Annotated in this window: 19 protein-coding genes; 7 read left to right on the forward strand and 12 right to left on the reverse strand. The window is 75.6% G+C overall.

Annotated elements, in window-relative coordinates; all coding sequences use genetic code 11:
* The first annotated feature begins 102 nt into the window (after positions 1-102).
* On the forward strand, positions 103-1,128 hold the full coding sequence (locus BM158_RS20380) for a LacI family DNA-binding transcriptional regulator (RefSeq protein WP_229827864.1): 1,026 nt from the start codon (positions 103-105) through the stop codon (positions 1,126-1,128).
* A gap of 2 nt (positions 1,129-1,130) precedes the next feature.
* Here BM158_RS20380 and BM158_RS20385 read toward each other — a convergent pair whose 3' ends face one another.
* On the reverse strand, positions 1,131-2,363 hold the full coding sequence (locus BM158_RS20385) for a DUF2786 domain-containing protein (RefSeq protein WP_131802093.1): 1,233 nt from the start codon (positions 2,361-2,363) through the stop codon (positions 1,131-1,133).
* A 169-nt stretch (positions 2,364-2,532) separates the two neighbouring features.
* On the opposite strand from BM158_RS20385, the gene BM158_RS20390 reads away from it, so the two are divergent.
* Positions 2,533-3,576: a winged helix DNA-binding domain-containing protein gene (locus BM158_RS20390; RefSeq protein ID WP_165629041.1), complete on the forward strand. Its 1,044-nt coding sequence runs from the start codon at positions 2,533-2,535 to the stop codon at positions 3,574-3,576.
* Here BM158_RS20390 and purT read toward each other — a convergent pair whose 3' ends face one another.
* The 3 genes from purT to BM158_RS20405 are packed head-to-tail and all read right to left on the reverse strand — an operon-like array spanning position 3,577 to position 6,103.
* On the reverse strand, positions 3,577-4,767 hold the full coding sequence (gene purT / locus BM158_RS20395) for a formate-dependent phosphoribosylglycinamide formyltransferase (protein WP_091563969.1): 1,191 nt from the start codon (positions 4,765-4,767) through the stop codon (positions 3,577-3,579).
* A gap of 23 nt (positions 4,768-4,790) precedes the next feature.
* Positions 4,791-5,420, reverse strand: coding sequence for a hypothetical protein (locus BM158_RS20400; RefSeq protein ID WP_091563971.1), 630 nt, complete (start codon positions 5,418-5,420; stop codon positions 4,791-4,793).
* Positions 5,417-6,103, reverse strand: coding sequence for a hypothetical protein (locus BM158_RS20405; protein WP_131802095.1), 687 nt, complete (start codon positions 6,101-6,103; stop codon positions 5,417-5,419). The genes BM158_RS20400 and BM158_RS20405 overlap by 4 nt, the downstream gene beginning before the upstream one ends.
* Positions 6,104-6,247: 144 nt before the next feature.
* Here BM158_RS20405 and BM158_RS20410 point away from each other — a divergent pair, with 144 nt between their 5' ends.
* Positions 6,248-7,426 (forward strand): acyl-CoA dehydrogenase family protein, encoded by a 1,179-nt coding sequence (locus BM158_RS20410; protein ID WP_091563976.1) that lies wholly within the window; start codon positions 6,248-6,250, stop codon positions 7,424-7,426.
* Here the strand turns inward: BM158_RS20410 and BM158_RS20415 are convergent.
* Positions 7,354-8,499 (reverse strand): acyltransferase family protein, encoded by a 1,146-nt coding sequence (locus BM158_RS20415; RefSeq protein WP_091563978.1) that lies wholly within the window; start codon positions 8,497-8,499, stop codon positions 7,354-7,356. The genes BM158_RS20410 and BM158_RS20415 overlap by 73 nt on opposite strands.
* 48 nt (positions 8,500-8,547) lie before the next feature.
* Entirely contained in the window at positions 8,548-9,981 is a 1,434-nt protein-coding gene (locus tag BM158_RS20420; protein ID WP_091563981.1) for an MFS transporter, read from the reverse strand.
* Between the two features lie 113 nt (positions 9,982-10,094).
* Here BM158_RS20420 and BM158_RS20425 point away from each other — a divergent pair, with 113 nt between their 5' ends.
* A complete protein-coding gene (locus BM158_RS20425; RefSeq protein ID WP_091563984.1) occupies positions 10,095-10,922 on the forward strand; it encodes a siderophore-interacting protein in 828 nt (275 codons plus the stop codon).
* A 25-nt stretch (positions 10,923-10,947) separates the two neighbouring features.
* On the opposite strand, the gene BM158_RS20430 is transcribed toward BM158_RS20425, so the two are convergent.
* From BM158_RS20430 to BM158_RS20445, 4 genes are read right to left on the reverse strand one after another with little or no spacing between them, the layout of a single operon-like run.
* Positions 10,948-11,613, reverse strand: coding sequence for an NADPH-dependent F420 reductase (locus BM158_RS20430; RefSeq protein ID WP_091563987.1), 666 nt, complete (start codon positions 11,611-11,613; stop codon positions 10,948-10,950).
* 16 nt (positions 11,614-11,629) lie between these two features.
* Positions 11,630-12,412 carry an enoyl-CoA hydratase/isomerase family protein gene (locus BM158_RS20435; protein ID WP_229827863.1) on the reverse strand — a complete coding sequence of 261 codons (783 nt, stop codon included), beginning with the start codon at positions 12,410-12,412 and terminating at the stop codon, positions 11,630-11,632.
* Entirely contained in the window at positions 12,409-13,341 is a 933-nt protein-coding gene (ypfJ, locus tag BM158_RS20440) for a KPN_02809 family neutral zinc metallopeptidase (RefSeq protein ID WP_229827862.1), read from the reverse strand. Before ypfJ ends, BM158_RS20435 begins: the two co-directional genes overlap by 4 nt.
* Positions 13,342-13,998, reverse strand: coding sequence for an SIMPL domain-containing protein (locus BM158_RS20445; protein WP_165629042.1), 657 nt, complete (start codon positions 13,996-13,998; stop codon positions 13,342-13,344).
* 106 nt (positions 13,999-14,104) lie between these two features.
* Here BM158_RS20445 and BM158_RS21935 point away from each other — a divergent pair, with 106 nt between their 5' ends.
* Positions 14,105-14,278 (forward strand): hypothetical protein, encoded by a 174-nt coding sequence (locus BM158_RS21935; RefSeq protein ID WP_165629043.1) that lies wholly within the window; start codon positions 14,105-14,107, stop codon positions 14,276-14,278.
* 3 nt (positions 14,279-14,281) lie between these two features.
* On the opposite strand, the gene BM158_RS20450 is transcribed toward BM158_RS21935, so the two are convergent.
* Both BM158_RS20450 and BM158_RS20455 read right to left on the reverse strand, forming a co-directional pair.
* Entirely contained in the window at positions 14,282-15,868 is a 1,587-nt protein-coding gene (locus BM158_RS20450) for a helicase HerA-like domain-containing protein (RefSeq protein WP_091563992.1), read from the reverse strand.
* A 9-nt stretch (positions 15,869-15,877) separates the two neighbouring features.
* On the reverse strand, positions 15,878-16,336 hold the full coding sequence (locus tag BM158_RS20455; RefSeq protein ID WP_091563995.1) for an antitoxin: 459 nt from the start codon (positions 16,334-16,336) through the stop codon (positions 15,878-15,880).
* Positions 16,337-16,448: 112 nt separating this feature from the next.
* Between BM158_RS20455 and BM158_RS20460 the strand changes: the two genes are divergently transcribed.
* Both BM158_RS20460 and BM158_RS20465 read left to right on the forward strand, forming a co-directional pair.
* A complete protein-coding gene (locus BM158_RS20460; protein ID WP_091564103.1) occupies positions 16,449-16,673 on the forward strand; it encodes a DUF4287 domain-containing protein in 225 nt (74 codons plus the stop codon).
* Positions 16,674-16,677: 4 nt separating this feature from the next.
* Complete coding sequence (locus tag BM158_RS20465) at positions 16,678-17,397, forward strand: DUF4184 family protein (RefSeq protein WP_091563997.1); 720 nt, start codon at positions 16,678-16,680, stop codon at positions 17,395-17,397.
* The last annotated feature ends 99 nt before the right edge of the window (positions 17,398-17,496 follow it).

The raw sequence follows: 17,496 nt of genomic DNA on the forward strand, positions 1-17,496 counted from the left end.
CCGGGTGGCGGGGGCGGCGCAGCGGCCGCCCCGGGCTCCGGAGGGGTGCGACCATCACGGACGACTCACCGGCGCCCGCCCGGGAGCGGACGGGAGGTCGCGGTGGACGCCCGCCCGAGCCGTCCCGCCGTGATGGCCGATGTCGCGCAGCTGGCGGGGGTGTCCCACCAGACGGTCTCGCGGGTGGTCAACGAGCACCCCTACGTTAAGGAGGAGACCCGGGCCAAGGTGCTCGCGGCGATGGCCAAGCTGGACTACCGGCCGAACCTGACCGCCCGCGCGCTGGCCCGCCGGCAGTCCGACACCATCGGCGTCATCGCCTTCGACACCACCCTGCACGGCCCGGCCAGCACGCTGTTCAGCCTGGAGCAGGCGGCCCGGACGGCCGGCTACGAGGTGCACGTCGTCACCGTGCCCGACCCGGAGCCGCAGGCCTTCGCCGACGCCGTGGAACGACTGGTCGCCCAGTCGGTGTGCGGCGTGGTGGTGCTCGCCCCGCAGCGTGCCGCGGTGCGGGTGATGGCAGGCCTGCCCGCCGACCTGCCGGCCGTGGCGGTCGAGGGCGGTGCGGCGCCGGGTGTGCCGTCGGTGGTGGTCGACCAGCTCGAGGGCGCCCGGCGGGCCACCCGCCACCTCGTCGACCTCGGGCACCGGCAGATCGCGCACGTGCGCGGCCGGCAGGACTGGATCGAGGCCGAGGCCCGGTGCGACGGCTGGCGCCGGACGCTGGAGGAGGCCGGCCTCCCGGTGCGGGACCCGCTGCCGGGGGACTGGAGCGCCCGCTCCGGGTACGAGGCCGGCCGCGCGCTGTGCCGGGACCACCCGGAGGTCACGGGAGTGTTCGTCGCCAACGACCACATGGCGCTCGGTCTCCTCCGTGCCCTGGCCGAGGCCGGGGTCGACGTCCCCGGCAGGGTCAGCGTGGTCGGCTTCGACGACGTCGCCGAGGCCGAGTACCTGCACCCGCCGCTGACCACCGTGCACCAGGACTTCGCGGAGGTCGGCCGGCGCTGCGTCGACGTCCTCGTCGAGCGGATCGAGGCAGCGGAGCGGTGGTTCCAAGGGCGTCCGGTGGTGGTCCCCGCCCGGCTGGTGGTGCGGGCCTCGACCGGCCCCGTCCCCGGCTGACCTCACCGGCCCAGCCGGGGCGCCGCGGGGCCGGACCCCAGGTCGGCGCGGTCGGCGGCGGCCCGGCCGGCCCACCACCCGGCGGGGTCGACGGCGCGCCGCCGGGCGGCCCGCAGCCGTGGGAACAGCTCGGTCAGCCGGTGCTCCACCGCGGCGTCGCGGCGGGCGAGCGCCGGGACCAGCGCACCCCCGTGCTCGGCCGCGGCCGCGGTGGCGGCCCGCTCCCCGGCGGCGGTCAGCCGCTCGCCGATCCGGCCGGCGTAGGCGAGCAGGAACCCGCGGCCGAACACCGCCGACCGGGGCCCGCCGCGGCCGGCGTCGGCCAGGGCGCGGGTGGCCTGCAGCAGCAGCGAGGTGAACAGCAGGTCGACCAGCTCCAGGTCGGTGGGCAGGCCCACCACGGTCGCCATCCCGAGGTCGCCCAGCCGTACCACCCGGCAGCCGTTGGCCGCGGCCACCGCGTGCAGCAGCTGGGACTTCGCGGTGGCGAACGGGTCGTCCAGGTGCAGCCGACGGGCCACCACCCCGGCCCCGAGGTCCAGGGCCTGCTCCCCGGCGAGCACCGCCGCGTCGATGGCGTACCGGCTCACCAGCTCCTGCGCCTTGCCGGCGAGCGCGTCGGCCTCCTCCGGGAAGTCGGTGCGCTCGGCCTTGGCCAGCAGCGCCCGCACCCGGCCCAGCACCCGCTCGTCCACCGGCCCCGACCGGACCGGCTCCTCCCCGGCGCGGCGGTGCGCCGGCCACCCGGCCGGCCCGGGGAGCAGCCGCTCCAACGGCGGCAGGGTGGGCAGCAGCGCGAGGACCCGGACGACGTCGGCCCACGCGGTGCCCGCCTCGACGCGGGTGCCGGCTCGCCACCCGGGGACGCCGACGGCGGGGGGCAGCGCGTCGAGCTGCTCGACCCACGGCCGCGGGGCACGGTCGGCGGCCCCGCTGGCCGCGGCCTCGGACCGCACGACCGCGGCCACCAGCCGGGCGGCCCGGCGGCTGGTGCGCCGGCCCACCACGTGCACGACGTCGGCCGGTTGCCAGCCGCGGTCCCACAGCCCGGCCACGGCCGCGGTCAGCTGCTGCTCGACACCGGGCAGGTCCAGGGCGGGGTGCCGGGCGGCCAGCGCCGTCGTCAGCGGGTCGAGCAGGTCGGCCGTGGCGCCCGGCAGCCGGGCCGCGGCCACCGCGGCCCGCAGCAGCTCCGCCGGGTCGGGCTCGGCGGCCGGCCGCCAGGGGGTGCGCATGCCCGGCAGCCTGCCGCAGCGGGCCGGCTGCGCGACGGGCCGACGGGGATCTGTGGACGGCCGGCCGACCGGGGACGGCGGGACCCGTCCTGTCGGTGCCACCCGCTACCGTCCCCGCCCACCGGGGGAGCGCCGCCCGCGGAGGAGCGCCGGCGAGGGGAGCGACAGCGTGCAGGTCGACGTCGTCGCCGTCCGCCGGATGCGCCTGGCCGCCCTGGGCCTGACCCGGCCGCGGGGCGCGGTGCCGGCCGCCGTGCGCGGCCTGCTCGCGCTGCAGGCGCAGGACCTGCGGCAGGCCGAGTGGGCGATCGGCTCCCGCGTGCCCGGGAGCACCCCCGCCGACGTGTGGGCCGCCTTCGACACCGCCGCGGTGGTCCGGTCCTGGCCGGTGCGGGGCACCCTGTTCGCTCTGGCCCCGGACGACCTGCGGCTGCTGCTGTCCCTCACCGCCGAGCGGCAGCAGCGCACCGCCGAGCCCCGGCACCGCCAGCTCGGCCTCGCCGAGGAGCACGTGGCCCTCGCCGCCGACGTCGCCCGCGCCGAGCTGGCGGGCGGCGGCGCGCTGACCCGGCCCGAGCTCGCGGCCTGCTGGACCGCCGCCGGTCTCGACGTCACCGGGCAGCGCGCGCCGCACCTGTACGGCCGGCTCGCCCACCGGGGCCTGCTGTGCCTGGGGCCGGCGCGGGGCGCCACGGCCGGCGGGCCGCAGCAGGCCTTCGTGCTGCTCGACGAGTGGGCGCCGGGGGAGCCGCCGGCCGACCGCGCGGGGGCGGTGACCGAGCTGGTCCGCCGCTACCTGGCCGGCCACGGACCGGCGTCCGAGCGCGACCTGGCCTGGTGGAGCGGCCTCACGCTCACCGAGGTCCGCGCCGGGTTCGCCGCCGTGCGCGACGAGCTGACCGAGCTGCACTGCGGTGACCGGGTGCTCTGGACCCTGGGGGAGCCGCCGCCGGCCGCGCCCGACGGCACCCGGGCGCTGGCCGGGTTCGACGAGCTGGTCCTCGGCCACACCGACCGGTCCCTCGTGCTGCCCGAGGCGCACCGCGACGCCGTCGTCCCCGGGGGCAACGGCGTCTTCCTGCCCGTCCTGGTCGAGGACGGCGAGGTGGTCGGCACCTGGAAGCGGGGCCGCGGCGGTGCCGAGACCACCTCGTTCCGGCCGGTGCCGGGTGCGGCGGAGGCCGTCGACGCCGCCCTGGCGTTCCGGGCCTGATCAGGCCCGGGGGCGCACCCGGGACGCGGCCTCGCGGGCGGTGGCGCGGGCGGCGTCGGGGTTTTCGCCGCGGGCCAGCGCGACGCCCATCCGGCGGCGGGTGAAGCTCTCGGGCTTGCCGAACAGCCGCAGCTGCACGCCGGGCAGCGCCAGCGCCTCGTCGACGCCGTCGAAGGCGATCCCGGTCGCCTCGACCCCGCCGTAGACGACGGCGGAGGCGCCGGGGTTGCGCAGCGAGGTGTCCACCGGCAGGCCGAGCAGGGCGCGCGCGTGCAGCTCGAACTCGTCCTGCCACTGGGTGGCCATGGTGACCATGCCGGTGTCGTGCGGGCGGGGGCTGACCTCGGAGAACCACACGTCGTCCCCGCGCACGAACAGCTCCACGCCGAACAGGCCGTGACCACCCAGGTCGCCGGTGACCGCGGCCGCGATGTCCTGCGCCCGCCGCAGTGCGACCTCGCTCATCGGCTGGGGCTGCCAGCTCTCCACGTAGTCGCCGGACTCCTGCCGGTGCCCGATGGGCGCGCAGAAGCTGGTCACCGTCTCCTCCCCGCGCCGCGACCGGACGGTGAGCAGGGTGATCTCGTAGTCGAAGTCGACGAACCCCTCGACGATGACCCGGGTGCCGGCGACCCGGCTGCCGGCCATCGCGTACCCCCACGCGGTCTCGACGTCCTCGGCCGTGCGCACCGTGCTCTGGCCCTTGCCCGAGGAGGACATGACCGGCTTGACCACGCAGGGGAAGCCGACCGCCTCGGCGCCGGCGCGCAGCTCCTCGAGCGAGTCGCAGAACCGGTACGGGCTGGTGGGCAGGCCGAGGGTCTCGGCGGCCAGCCGCCGGATGCCCTCCCGGTCCATGGTCAGCCGGGCGGCCCGCGCGGTGGGCACCACCCGCTGGCCGGCGGCCTCGAGCTCGACCAGGGTCGGCGTCGCGATGGCCTCGATCTCGGGGACGACGACGTCGGGCCGCTCGGCCTCGACCAGCGCCCGCAGCTGCTCCGGGTCGCTCATGGTGATGGTGCGGGCGTGGTGGGCGACCTGGTGGCCGGGGGCGTGGTCGTACCGGTCGACCGCGATGGTCTCCACGCCGAGGCGCTGCAGCGCGATGAGCACCTCCTTGGCCAGCTCGCCGCTGCCCAGCAGCATCACGCGGGTGGCCGACGGCGACAGGGGCGTGCCCAGGGAGACCATGGCCAGCAGGCTAGCGACGCGCCTCAGCCGACCTCGGCGCGCAGCACCGTCCCGTCGGGGGACAGCCACGCCCGTGCCCCGGAGCTGTACCGGTCGGACACCGCGAGCACCACGTCGCCGTAGGCGGGGAAGGGCCGCTCGGCCACGAGCAGCAGGTAGGTCACGTCGTCGGGGTCGTTGCCGATCGCCCGGTTGCCGGTCGCCAGCGCCGCGGTGAGCCCGGCGCCGGAGACCAGGTCGAGGGCGAACTCGGCTTCCTCCGGCGGCTGGGAGGGCAGGGGCTCGGACCGCCCGTCGCCGGGGAGGTCGAAGGAGTACTCCTGGTAGCGGGACCACAGGTTGGTGGCGGGGTCGAACAGGACGGCGCTGAACTCGCCGTCCTCGACCACCACCTGCGCGGCTCGGGCGCTGCCGACGTCCGCGACCGCGGCGTCCAGCGCCTGCTGCAGGCGGACCGGGTCGGTGAACGGGACGTCGTCGTCCCCGCCGTCGTCCCCCGAGTACCCGTAGCCGGCCGTGGGGTCGGGGAGCACGCCGCTGTGCACCGAGAACACGAGGGCCAGGGTGAGCGACAGGGAGAGCGCGAACGCGGCCCCGAACCCGCCGCGGCGGGGACGGGGCGCACCGTGGGCGGGCGGCACCACGGCGGTCACGACAGCGACTCCTGCACGAACAGGACGTCGCCGGACGCCGACGCCCACAGGGTCTGGTCCAGGCCGGTCAGCGAGCCGTTGTGCAGCTGCACCGTCACCTCGTCGCGCAACCGGTCCGGGCGCAGCAGCACCGCCTCGGCGTCGGTGACCTCGGTCCAGGTGGCCGGGTGCTCCCGGCGGGCCCGGTCCAGGGCGCGGGGCAGCACGTCGGGGGCGACGTCGCGGGCGGTGAAGCGGCCCGGGACGACGAACTGCGGGTCGGCGGGCAGGTCGACGAACTCCACCAGGAAACGGCCCTCGTGCTCGGTCACCTGCGCCAGCCGCGGGCCCTGCGGGCCGGGGGCGAGGACGGCGAGGGAGTCCTCCGTGACCCCGACGCGCTCCAGCACCGTGACGGCGTGCTCGGTGGCCAGCCAGGCCAGGGCGTCGCCCAGCCGGCGGCCGGCGAGGAAGCCGGCGGGCGCGGTCGGGGCGGCGGCGGCCAGCCGGCCGCGCAGGGCGTCCACCCGCTGCTGACGGGCGGCCGCGGACCGGGGGGCGCGGCGGCGTGCGTCGACCAGCAGCGAGACCACGAGGAGCGCGAGCAGGGCGCCGCCCAGGGCTCCGGAGAAGGGTCGGTACACCTCGAGCGCGTTCCCGACGAGGCAGCCGGTGGCCACCCCCGCCAGCACTCCCTGCAGCACCCGCACCCGTCCCCCGCCCCTCGGCCGACCGGGTGGTCAGCCTAGGGGTGACCTCGCGCACGACGGCCTGCATCAGGTGGCTACCGGCGGGTAACGGGCGGACGATCGAGGCAGACGCCGTCGTCGACCGGGAGGACCCGCACCATGACCACCGACCTGCTGACCGGGGACTTCTTCGGCTACGAGTCGCTGCTGCCCGACGACGAGCGCAAGGACCTGCTGGCGCTGCGGGAGTTCCTCGACGAGAAGGTCCGGCCGCGGGTGAACGGCGCGTGGGCGGCCGCGGAGTTCCCGATGGACCTCATCCCGGAGTTCGCCTCGATCGACGTCGTCGGCCGCGCCTACGAGTGGGAGGGCCGGCCGCCGGCCTCCAAGCTCTACAACGGCTTCCAGGCCCTCGAGCTGTCCCGGGTCGACCCCTCGATCGCGACCTTCCTCGGCGTGCACAACGGCCTGGCGATGGGCTCGATCATGATCCTGGGCTCGGAGGAGCAGCGGCAGCGCTGGATCCCCGCGATGATGTCGATGGACGAGATCGGCGCGTTCGCCCTCACCGAGCCCGAGGGCGGCTCCGACGTCGCCCGCGGGCTGCGCACCACCGCCCGCCGCGACGGCGACTCCTGGGTGCTGAACGGCGCCAAGCGGTGGATCGGCAACGGCACCTTCGCCGATCACGTCGTGGTGTTCGCCCGCGACGAGGCCGACGACCAGGTGAAGACCTTCGTCGTCGACAAGGGGACGCCGGGCTTCACCGCCACCAAGATCGAGGACAAGTTCGCGCTGCGCACCGTGCAGAACGCCGACCTGGTCTTCACCGACTGCCGCATCCCCGCCGACCACAAGCTCGAGGGCGGCAACACCTTCAAGGACGTCAACAAGGTCCTCAAGGTCACCCGCGGCGGCGTCGCCTGGTCCGGCGTCGGCTGCCAGATGGGCGCCTACGAGTACGCGGTGGCCTACGCCAAGGAGCGCGTGCAGTTCGGCAAGCCGATCGGGTCCTTCCAGCTCATCCAGGACCTGCTGGCCAGGATGCTCGGCAACGTCACCGCGAGCCTCGGCATGGTGGTGCGGGTGGCCCAGCTGCAGGAGGCCGACGAGCTGCGCGACGACCAGGCGGCGCTGGCCAAGAGCTACGTGACCGCGCGCGGCCGGGAGACCGTGGCGATGGCCCGCGAGCTGTTCGGCGGCAACGGCATCGTGCTGGAGAACAACGTCGTCCGGTACTTCAACGACGCCGAGGCGCTGTACTCCTACGAGGGCACCCGCGAGATGAACACGCTCATCGTGGGCCGCTCGGTGACGGGCTTCTCGGCCTTCGTCTGAGCGACCCCCGGCAGCAGCCGGTCGCGCAGCCACAGCGAGGGCCGCTCGACCAGCTGCGTGGCGACCACCCCGACGACGAGGGCGGCGGCGTACTTGACCACCAGGTTGACGCCGCCGCCGTCGGCGTAGTCCCGGCCCAGCGCCTCGATGGCCAGCTGCGCGGCCAGCACGTGCCACACGTAGATGCCGTAGGAGTTGCGGCCCAGCGCGGCCAGCGGCCGGGACACCCAGCCGGCCCGGTCCACCCAGCGGGCGTCGAGGACCAGCAGCAGGAGGGCGGCGGCCCACACCCAGGCGACCGTGTAGCCGGCGGTCATGCCCCACGGGCTGGACTTGGAGACGATCGCCAGCCACGCGGTGCCGCCGGCGACCACGGCCAGCAGCGGCGTCCGGCGGCGGCGCAGCGCGTCGAAGACGTCGGTGCGGTGCACCGCGGCCCACGCCAGCAGGACACCGGCGGCCAGCGAGTCGGCCCGGAACTGCGCCTGCCACTGGACGTCGACCGCGCCCCACCCGCGCGCGGTGGCCCACACCCGCAGCGCCAGCGCCACCACCAGCACCGCACCGAGGACGGCGGCGACGGTGCGCGGCCGGACACGGCGCCGGGCGGCCAGCGGCAGCAGCACGGCCAGGGCGAGGTAGAACTGCTCCTCCACCGCCAGGGACCACAGGTGGGGCACCGACGTCCCGAGGTAGTTCTGCAGGTGCACCGCGTTGGGCCACAGCGAGCCGCTGGTGTCGCCCGGGCGGTCGGTGCCGGCGAGGGCCTGCACGACGAGGTACAGGTAGAGCACCGGCCAGAGCTTGAAGGCCCGGCGCACGCTGAACCGCCAGCCGTCGAAGCGCCCGGTGCGCCGGGTCTCCAGGAACACCAGCCGGCCGATGAGGAAGCCGCTGAGCACGAAGAACAGGTCGACGCCGGCCCAGCCGAAGGAGCCCCCGGGGGCGGCCGCCCAGGTCAGCGGGGGCACCCCGGTGGGCTTGCGGGCGAAGTGCCAGCCCAGCGCGAGCACCACGGCGAGCGCGCGGACGACGTCGAGGTCGCGGCGGCGGGCCTGCCCGGGGTTGGACACGCCGTCGGACGCTAGGGCCCCCGGGCCCGGTCCGCCCGTCGAGCCGGGTCAGCCCTCGGCGGTGAGCGGGTCGGCGATGTCCTCCAGCGAGGCGTTCTCGCTCTTCACGCCGAACACCAGCTCGGCCACCCCGCCGACCGCCATGACCGCGGCGGCGATCCAGAACCCGGTGACCAGCCGGCCCGGGTCGCCGGACTCCACGAGCCTGCCGAACAGGACCGGGCCGATGATGCCGCCCAGGCCGGTGCCGACGGCGTAGAAGAACGCGATGGCCAGCGCCCGGGTCTCCATCGGGAAGATCTCGCTGACCGTCAGGTAGGCCGAGCTGGCGCCCGCCGAGGCCAGGAAGAACGTCACGCCGAGCAGTGCGATGAACGTCCAGGCGTTCAACCCGGTGAACACCAGCGCGATGACCACGGCCATCGCGGCCGACCCCAGGTAGCTGAAGCTGATCATGGGCTTGCGGCCGACGGTGTCGAACAGCGGGCCGAGCAGCACCGGGCCGAGGAAGTTGCCGACGGCGTAGACGACGAGGAACACCGGCGCGGTGGAGGTGGCCACGCCGAAGTAGGTGGTCATCAGCGTGCCCAGGTTGAAGGTGAACCCGTTGTAGAGGAACGCCTGCCCGACGAACAGCGCCAGGCCCAGGACGGCGCGCTCCGGGTACTTCGTGAACGCCACCTTCGCGATCTCCCGGAACGGGATCGCGTGCCGCTGCCGGATCCTCAGCTCCTGGTCCACCGGCTCGAGCTGCTGCCCGGTCTCGCGCTCGACCTCGCGCTCGATGCCGGCCACGGTGCGGTCGGCCTCGTCGGCCTGGCCGTGGATGAACATCCACCGCGGGCTCTCGGGCACGTGCCGGCGGACCAGCAGGATGAGCAGGCCGAGGACGGCGCCGATGCCGAACGCCAGCCGCCAGCCCAGGCCGGCGCCGAGCAGGTTCTCGTCCAGCAGGAGCAGCGAGGCGCCGGACCCGGCCGCCGAGCCCAGCCAGTAGGAGCCGTTGACCAGCAGGTCGACCCGGCCGCGCAGCCGGGCGGGGATCAGCTCGTCGATCGCGGAGTTGATCGCCGCGTACTCCCCGCCGATGCCGGCGCCGGTGAAGAACCGGCACAGGTAGAAGAACCACGGCGCGGTGGCGAACGCGGTGAGCACGGTGGCCACCACGTAGATGCCCAGGGTCAGCATGAACAGCTTCTTGCGGCCGAACCGGTCGGTCAGCTGGCCGAAGAACAGCGCCCCGAGGCACGACCCGACGACGTAGATCGAGGCGGCCAGGCCGATCTGGGAGGCGGTGATGGAGATGCCGCTGCCGGACTCGGTGAGCCGGGCGCCGACGCTGCCGACGATGGTGACCTCGAGGCCGTCGAGCACCCACACCGTGCCCAGGCCCAGGATCACCATCCGGTGGAACCGGGAGAAGGGCAGCCGGTCCAGCCGCGCGGGGACGTCGGTGGTGATGGTGCCGAGGTCGCTGCTCATCCGTGCCTCCTGGGGTCGCGCGGCGATCATCACGCCGGGGGACCCGCGCCGCACGTTGACCGGGGCAACCATCTGGACCGGGTATGGTTAGGGGACCCTAAGAAGGAGGACCGGTGACGCAGGCACCGAAGAAGAAGCGGGTCACCCGGGTGGGCACCGTCGTCCGCGCCGAGCGGCTCACCCCGCACCTGGTCCGGGTCGTGCTCGGCGGCGAGGGCCTGGCCGGCTTCGGCGCGGGCGAGTTCACCGACCACTACGTCAAGCTGCAGCTGCCGCCGGCCGGGGCGCCCTACGGCGCGCCCTTCGACGTCGAGGCGGTGCAGGCGCAGCAGCCGCAGGAGTGGTGGCCGGTCACCCGCACGTACACGGTGCGCGCGTGGGACGCCGACGCCGGTGAGCTGACCGTCGACTTCGTGGTGCACGGCGACCAGGGCGTGGCCGGGCCGTGGGCCGCGGCCGCGCAGCCGGGGGACCGGGTGCAGCTGGCCGGTCCCGGTGGCGCCTACGCGCCGTCCGCGGCGGCCGACTGGCACCTGCTGGCCGGGGACGACTCCGCGCTGCCGGCGATCGCCGCGGCGCTGCCCCGGCTGCCGCAGGGCGCAGCGGCGCACGTGTTCGTCGAGGTGGAGGGGCCGGCCGACGAGCAGGACCTGCCCGGGGTGACCTGGGTGCACCGCGGTGCCCACCCGGTGGGCAGTGCCCTCACCGCGGCTGTCCTGGCCACCGAGCTGCCCGGTGGCGTGCCGCACGTGTTCGTGCACGGCGAGGCCGGGTTCGTCCGCGAGCTGCGCCGGGCCGTGCGGGCCCGCTGGGACGTGCCCCGCGAGCTGCTCAGCGTCTCGGGCTACTGGCGGACCGGGCGCACCGAGGAGGGCTGGCGCGCCGACAAGCCGGCGTGGAACGCTGCCGTCGAGGCCGACGAGGCCGCGCTCGCCGTCTGAGGACGACGGGCGCGGCCCGCGCGGCTCACATGTCGCGGTAGCGCTTGGCCTCGCCGAGGGCCTGCCGCAGCTGGGCGGCGTCGAGCTCGGGGCCGTAGCCGGGGGTGTCGCGCTGGATGCGCCAGCCCTCGGCGAGCGGGCCCGCGTCGACGGTGTCGAAGCCGAGCCGGTCGATGTAGTCGGCCACCCACGCCTTGGCGTCGGCGTCGTCGCCGGCGATGACCAGCGCGCGGCGGTGCTCGGTGCCGCCGGCCGAGCGCTGCTCGGTGAGGTGCTGGGCGTAGATGTGGTTGAACGCCTTGACGACCTTCGAGGTGGGCAGGTGGGCCTGCGCCATCTCGGCGGTGGTGGTGGTCTCGTCGTCGAGCTCGGCGATGTGGCCGTCGCGCTCGGGGTAGTAGTTGTTCGTGTCAACCACGACCTTGCCGGCCAGCGGCTCGACCGGGACGTCGCCCAGGTTCTTCAGCGGCACCGTGACGACGACGACCTCGCCGGCGGCGCCGGCGTCGGCCGCGGTGGCGGCGGTGATCGAGCCCTGCCGGGTGGGCCGGGCCTCGACCTCGGCGACCAGGTCGGAGAGGGTCTCCGGGCCGCGCGAGTTGGCGATGACGACGTCGTAGCCGGCGTCGGTGGAGATGCGGGCGAGCTGCGAGCCGATCAGGCCGGCCCCGATGATGCCGATGGTGGTCATGGCCCCTGCAACGCCCTCAGCGCCGTGCTGTTCCGCCCCACGGGAAGTCGGGTCGGCGCCGCTCCGCGAAGGCGGCCACGCCCTCGGCCAGCTCGCCGGAGGCGATGGTCTCGCGGAACCGGCGGGCGGCCAGCGGCTCGGCGTCCCGGCCCTCGGTCAGCGCGGTGACGACCTCCTTGGTGGCCCGCTGGGTCAGCGCCGACCGGCTCGCCAGGACGGCTGCGAACTCCTGCGCGCGGGCGCCGAGCCGGTCGGCGGGGTGCACCTCGTCGACCAGCCCCACCCGCAGCGCGGTCGCGGCGTCCAGCAGCTCGCCGGAGAACAGCAGCCACTTCGTCGTCGCCGGGCCGACCAGGTCGACCAGCGCCCGGGTCGGGGCCGGCGGGTAGACCACGCCGATGCGGGCCGGGGTCACCCCGAACACCGCGCCCTCGTCGGCGAACCGCAGGTCGCAGCTGGCCGCCAGCTCCACCCCGCCGCCGATGCAGTGCCCGCGGACGACGGCCAGCGTGGGGTGCGGGAAGGCGCGCAGGGCGGCCTGCGCGGCCAGGTTGTCGGCGCGCAGCCCGGCCATCGGGTCGGTCCCGTCGTCCCCGCCCAGCAGCTCGCCGATGTCGGCACCGGCGCAGAACGAGGGGCCGGCGCCGGTCACCAGGAGCACCCGGACGTCGTCCACCACCTGCGCCAGCAGACCGGGGACCGCGGCCCACATCGCGCGGGTCATCGCGTTGCGCTTGGCGGGCCGGTCGACGGTCAGCGTGCCGACCGGCCCCTCGACGTCGATGCGGAGGTCGCTCACCCGAGGTCGTCGGTGCTGAAGGTGTCGCAGGCGGCCGGGTCGCCGGTCTGGAAGCCGGTGCTGAACCAGCGCTCGCGCTGCGCCGAGGAGCCGTGGGTGAACGCGTCCTGGTCGACGGTGCCGCCGCCCAGGTTGGTCTGGATGAAGTCGTCGCCGATGCGGCTGGCGGCGTCCAGCGCGCGGTCGACGTCGTCCTGGGTGATCTCGGTGATCAATGGCTCCTGGCCGTCGTCGGCGACGGTGGTGGCGTGGTTGGCCCACACCCCGGCGTAGCAGTCGGCCTGCAGCTCCAGGCGCACCGTGCCCGAGGTGGGGCCGGTCTCGCCCGGGGTGACCCGCTGGTTGGTGCCGAGCAGGTTCTGCACGTGGTGGCCGTACTCGTGGGCCAGCACGTAGGCGTCGACGAACGTGCCGCCGCGCGCGCCGAACTGGGTCTGCAGCTGGTCGAAGAAGGTCAGGTCGACGTAGACCAGCTGGTCGCCGGGGCAGTAGAACGGGCCCGACCCGCTCGTCGCGCCGCCGCACGCGGTCTGCACCGAGCCCGAGAAGAACACCGTCTGGGTGTCGGCGTACCCGGTGCCGGTGGCCGCGGGCAGTGCCTCCGTCCAGTAGTCCTGGATGGAGTCCACGATCGCCACGGCCGCGCAGTCGGCGCTGTCGTTGGCGTCGGCGCCCGTCCGGCACTGCTGGGCGAGCTCGGTGTTGTCGGCGGTGCCCGAACCGCCGCCCTGCAGCTGGGCCAGGATGTTCGCCACGTCGGCGCTCGACCCGCCCCCGCCGCCCCCGCCGAGGACCTGCACCAGCACGAAGGCGATCAGGCCCAGCACGCCGATGCCGCCGCCGCCCACGGCCGCGGCGCGGCCCCCGCCGCCGCGGCGGTCCTGCACGCCGGAGGTGTCCAGCCGGGCACCTTCACGGAAGCGCACCATCTACAGCTCCTCGAGGTCGGGGGCGGAGATGAGGAACACGGCCTCGACCGCGCCGTGCACCTCCTGCAGCGCCGGTTCCAGCTCCAGCTCGGGCAGGGCCGCCGCGCCCGCGCGGGCCCCCCGCGCCGAGGCGGCCATCATCATCGGGACCGCGGCGCCGGTGCCGACGTCGCGCAGCTCGACCAGCGCGGTGACCCGGCTGCCGACCGCCTGGGCGTAGCCGCGGGCGCGGGACAGCGCCTCGCCGATGGCCTCGGTGCGGGCCTGCGCGTGGGCGGGGTCGTCGCGGTCCAGCCGCCAGCTCGGGCCCCACAGGGAGCAGCCGTCCAGGGCGGCCGCGGCGACGGCCACCTCGCCGACCCGGTCGACGTCGTCCAGCCGGACCTGGGTGGTGACGGAGGCCCGGTAGCCGGTCACCCGGTTCCGCTCGGCCTGCTCGGGGTGCACGCTGACCGCCGCGGTGGAGGAGCGGGTGACCAGCGCGGCGTGCTCGGCCAGCAGCGCGGCCACCGAGGCCTGCACCTCGCCAACCAGGGCCAGGGCGCGGTCGCGCCGCCTGTCCCGCGCGGTGGCGGTGATCGACAGCGTGGCGTGGCTGGGCCGCACCCGGAGGGTGGTCTCGCCGCGCACCACCACGCGCGGGGTCGGTTCGGTCACCGGCCCACCCTGGCAGATCCGGGCGCGGCGCACCCGGTAGATCACAGCTGGGGAACGCTTCGCGCCCCGTGATGCGGATGTGACCCTGCGCTGTGACCCTCGAGGGGTGAGCGGACGCCAGGGGGTGCGCGGCCGGGTCGCCACCGTCGGCGTCCTCGGCGCGGTCTGCCTGGCCAGCGCGCTGGTGACCTTCTGGATGCTCGGCGTCCCGGTCTGGGCCTTCGCCGTGGTGTTCGTCGGGCTGGTGGTGGTCAGCCTGATCCGCCCGCCGAACGACTGACCGTCAGCGGCGCCGACGGGTGCCGAAGATGCCGCGGGTGATCTCCCGGCCCAGCGCCGAGGCGGCCGACCGGGCGAAGGACCGGAACGCCGAGGACCCGAGCACCTGCTCCACCACGCCCGGCTCGGGTGCCGGCTCGCGCCGGGACCGCGGCCGCGGCTCCGGCTCGCGGCGCTGCTCCGGGACGGGCTCGGGTGCGGGGGCGGCCGGCGGGGCGCTCGGCGGCGGGGCCAGCCGGGCGGCCAGCCGCTCGTAGGCCGACTCCCGGTCGACGGCGGTGCCGTAGGTGGCCAGCAGCGGGGACGCCGCGACGGCGGCCTGCAGCTGCGCGGCCTCGACGGCGCCCATGTACGACCGCGGCGCGCGCAGCATCGTCCAGGCCACCGGGGTGGGGGCGCCGCGCTCGGACAGCACGGTCACGACCGCCTCGCCGGTGCCCAGCGACGTCAGCGTCTCGGCGATGTCGTAGGCGTCGGACCTCGGGTAGGTCTTGACGGTCTTCTTCAGCGCGGTGGCGTCGTCGGGGGTGAAGGCGCGCAGCGCGTGCTGCACCCGGTTGCCCAGCTGGCCCAGCACCGCCGGCGGCACGTCGGTCGGGTTCTGGGTCACGAAGAACACCCCGACGCCCTTGGACCGGATCAGCCGCACGGTCTGGGTGACCGACTCCAGGAACGCCGGGCTGGCGCCGGTGAACAGCAGGTGGGCCTCGTCGAAGAAGAAGACCAGCTTCGGCTTCTCCACCTCGCCGACCTCGGGCAGGTCCTCGAACAGGTCGGCCAGCAGCCACATGAGGAAGGTGGAGAACAGCGCCGGCCGGTCGGCGACGGCCGACAGCTCCACCGAGCTGATCACGCCGCGGCCGTCGGGCGCGGTGCGCATGAGGTCGGCGGTGCTCCACTCGGGCTCGCCGAAGAACACGTCGCCGCCGAGGTCGTCGAGGGCGACCAGGCCGCGCAGGATCACCCCGGCGGTGGCCTTGCTCAGCCCGCCGAGCCCCTCCAGGTCGGCCTTGCCGTCGTCGCTGACCAGCCAGCTGATCACCGACCGCAGGTCCTTGAGGTCCAGCAGGGGCAGCCCGGCGGCGTCGGCGTAGTGGAAGACCAGGCCCAGCGAGCTCTCCTGGGTCTTGTTCAGGCCCATGACCTTGCTCAGCAGCACCGGCCCGAACGAGGTGATGGTGGAGCGCACCGGGACGCCGGTGCCCAGCCCGCCCAGGGCGAGGAACTCCACCGGGTAGCCGGTCGGCGCCCATGCATCGCCGGTGTCGGCGGCCCGCCTCGTGATCCGGTCACCGGCCTCGCCGGGCCGGGACAGGCCGGTGAGGTCGCCCTTGACGTCGGCCAGCACGACCGGGACGCCCTGGGCGGAGAGCTGCTCGGCGAGCAGCTGCAGGGTCTTGGTCTTGCCCGTGCCGGTGGCACCCGCGACCAGCCCGTGGCGGGTCATCATCGACAGCGGCACCCGCACCTGGGCGGTGGGGTGCGGCACGCCGCCGGCCACGACCGAGCCCAGCTCGAGGGCCGGGCCGGTCGAGGCGTAGCCGGCGGCGATGCCCGCGGCGGTGCCGGCGGGGTCGGTCGGGGTGCTCACCGGTCCGGGTCAGCCCTGCTCGCGCGCGGCGCGGTCGACCTCGGGGGTCGGGGACGGCGGCGTGTGGGTGGCCGGCGGGGTGTGCGTCGGCGGAGCCGGGGTGGCCTGGGTGTCCGCGCCCGGCGGGGTCCAGCTGGGCGCCGTCGAGTCCGCCGCGGTGTGCGTGGGGGTCACCGGCGGCACCGGGGCGCCGGTGCTGCTGGGCGCGGGCGGGGCGGCGGGGTAGCCGGTGGCGGTCGAGGAGGTGCCGGTGCCGTCCTCGTGGCGCGGGACGGCCGCCTTCGCCTTCTGCGTCGCGTTGTCGATCTGCGCGGCGCGGTCGGGCATCTTCTCCTTGGCGAACTGCCCGGCCTTGTCGACGGCGCCCTCGATCTTGCCGGCGTTGTCCTTCAGCGCGGCCTCGATCCTGTCCGACCCCTGCGCCAGTGCGTCCTGGGCCTTCTTCGCGAGCTTCCCGAAGTCCACCACGTCGTCCTCCTCTGGATCGTCGTCTGCGGACACCCTGCCGAACCGGTGCCCGCCGTGCCACCGGTGCACGACCGCGACCGTCCGGAGGTTCCCGTGCGCCAGGATGGACGGCGTGACCGAGAAGGTGCAGGGGCCGGCCAGCTACTTCCCGTCGATGGAGAAGAAGTACGGCCGGCCCATCGGGGAACTCCAGCAGCTGGTGCGCGACCGGCGGGCCGCCGAGCCCGACGCCAAGCACACGGCGCTGGTGTCGTGGCTGAAGACCGAGCACGGCATGGGCCACGGCCACGCCAACGCGCTGGTGGCGTACGTGCTGGCCGAGGACGCCGCCGGCTGACGCGGTGCCCTTCACGCTGAGCCACCCGGCCGCCGTCCTGCCGTTCCTGAGGAGCGGTCTGCCGGCGTCGGCGCTGGTGGCCGGCAGCGTCGTGCCCGATCTGCCCTACTACCTGCCGGTCGACCTCGGGGTGCGCACGCACACCGCCCTGGCCGTGGTCACCACCGACCTCGTCGGCGGGCTGCTCCTGTGGGCGGTCTGGCACGGGTTCTTCGCTGCACCGCTGGTGGCCACCGCGCCCGGTCCGCTGCGCGCGCGGCTGCCCGTGCCGGGGAGACCGCGGGTGGACGGCGCCCGCGGGGCCCTGCTCCTGGCCGGCGCGGTGCTGCTGGGCGCGGCGACCCACGTGCTGTGGGACGAGTTCACCCACCCCGGCCGCTGGGGACCCGAGCACATCCCGGCGCTGTCGGCACAGGTCGCCGGCGAACCGCTGTACGGCTGGCTGCAGGACCTCAGCGGTCTGGTGGGCGGGCTCGCGATAGGCATCTGGGTGCTGCTCTGGTGGCGCCGCACCCCGCCCCGGCCGGTGCCCGGCGGGGTGCCCTGGGGATGGCTGGCCGTCGCGCTGGTGGCGCTGGTCTCCGGTGCGGTGGGCGGGGCCGGGCAGGACGACGTCCGCAGCGTCGCGGTGCTCGCCGCCTTCGCCGCCGGGACCGCCGCGCTGGTCGCCGGCCTGCTGCTCGCCGCGGCCTGGCACCTGCGCGGCCTCGCCCGCTCGGCATGAGATCGGTCGGCCGCGGCCGAGTGGCACGGGAGCGGGCGTGGCGGTGGCCGGGACGCCCGCTCCCGTGCCACTCGGTGCAGGGGCGAGGGGGACCCGGGA

The organism is Klenkia taihuensis, from assembly GCF_900112525.1.
Lineage (GTDB): Bacteria > Actinomycetota > Actinomycetes > Mycobacteriales > Geodermatophilaceae > Klenkia > Klenkia taihuensis.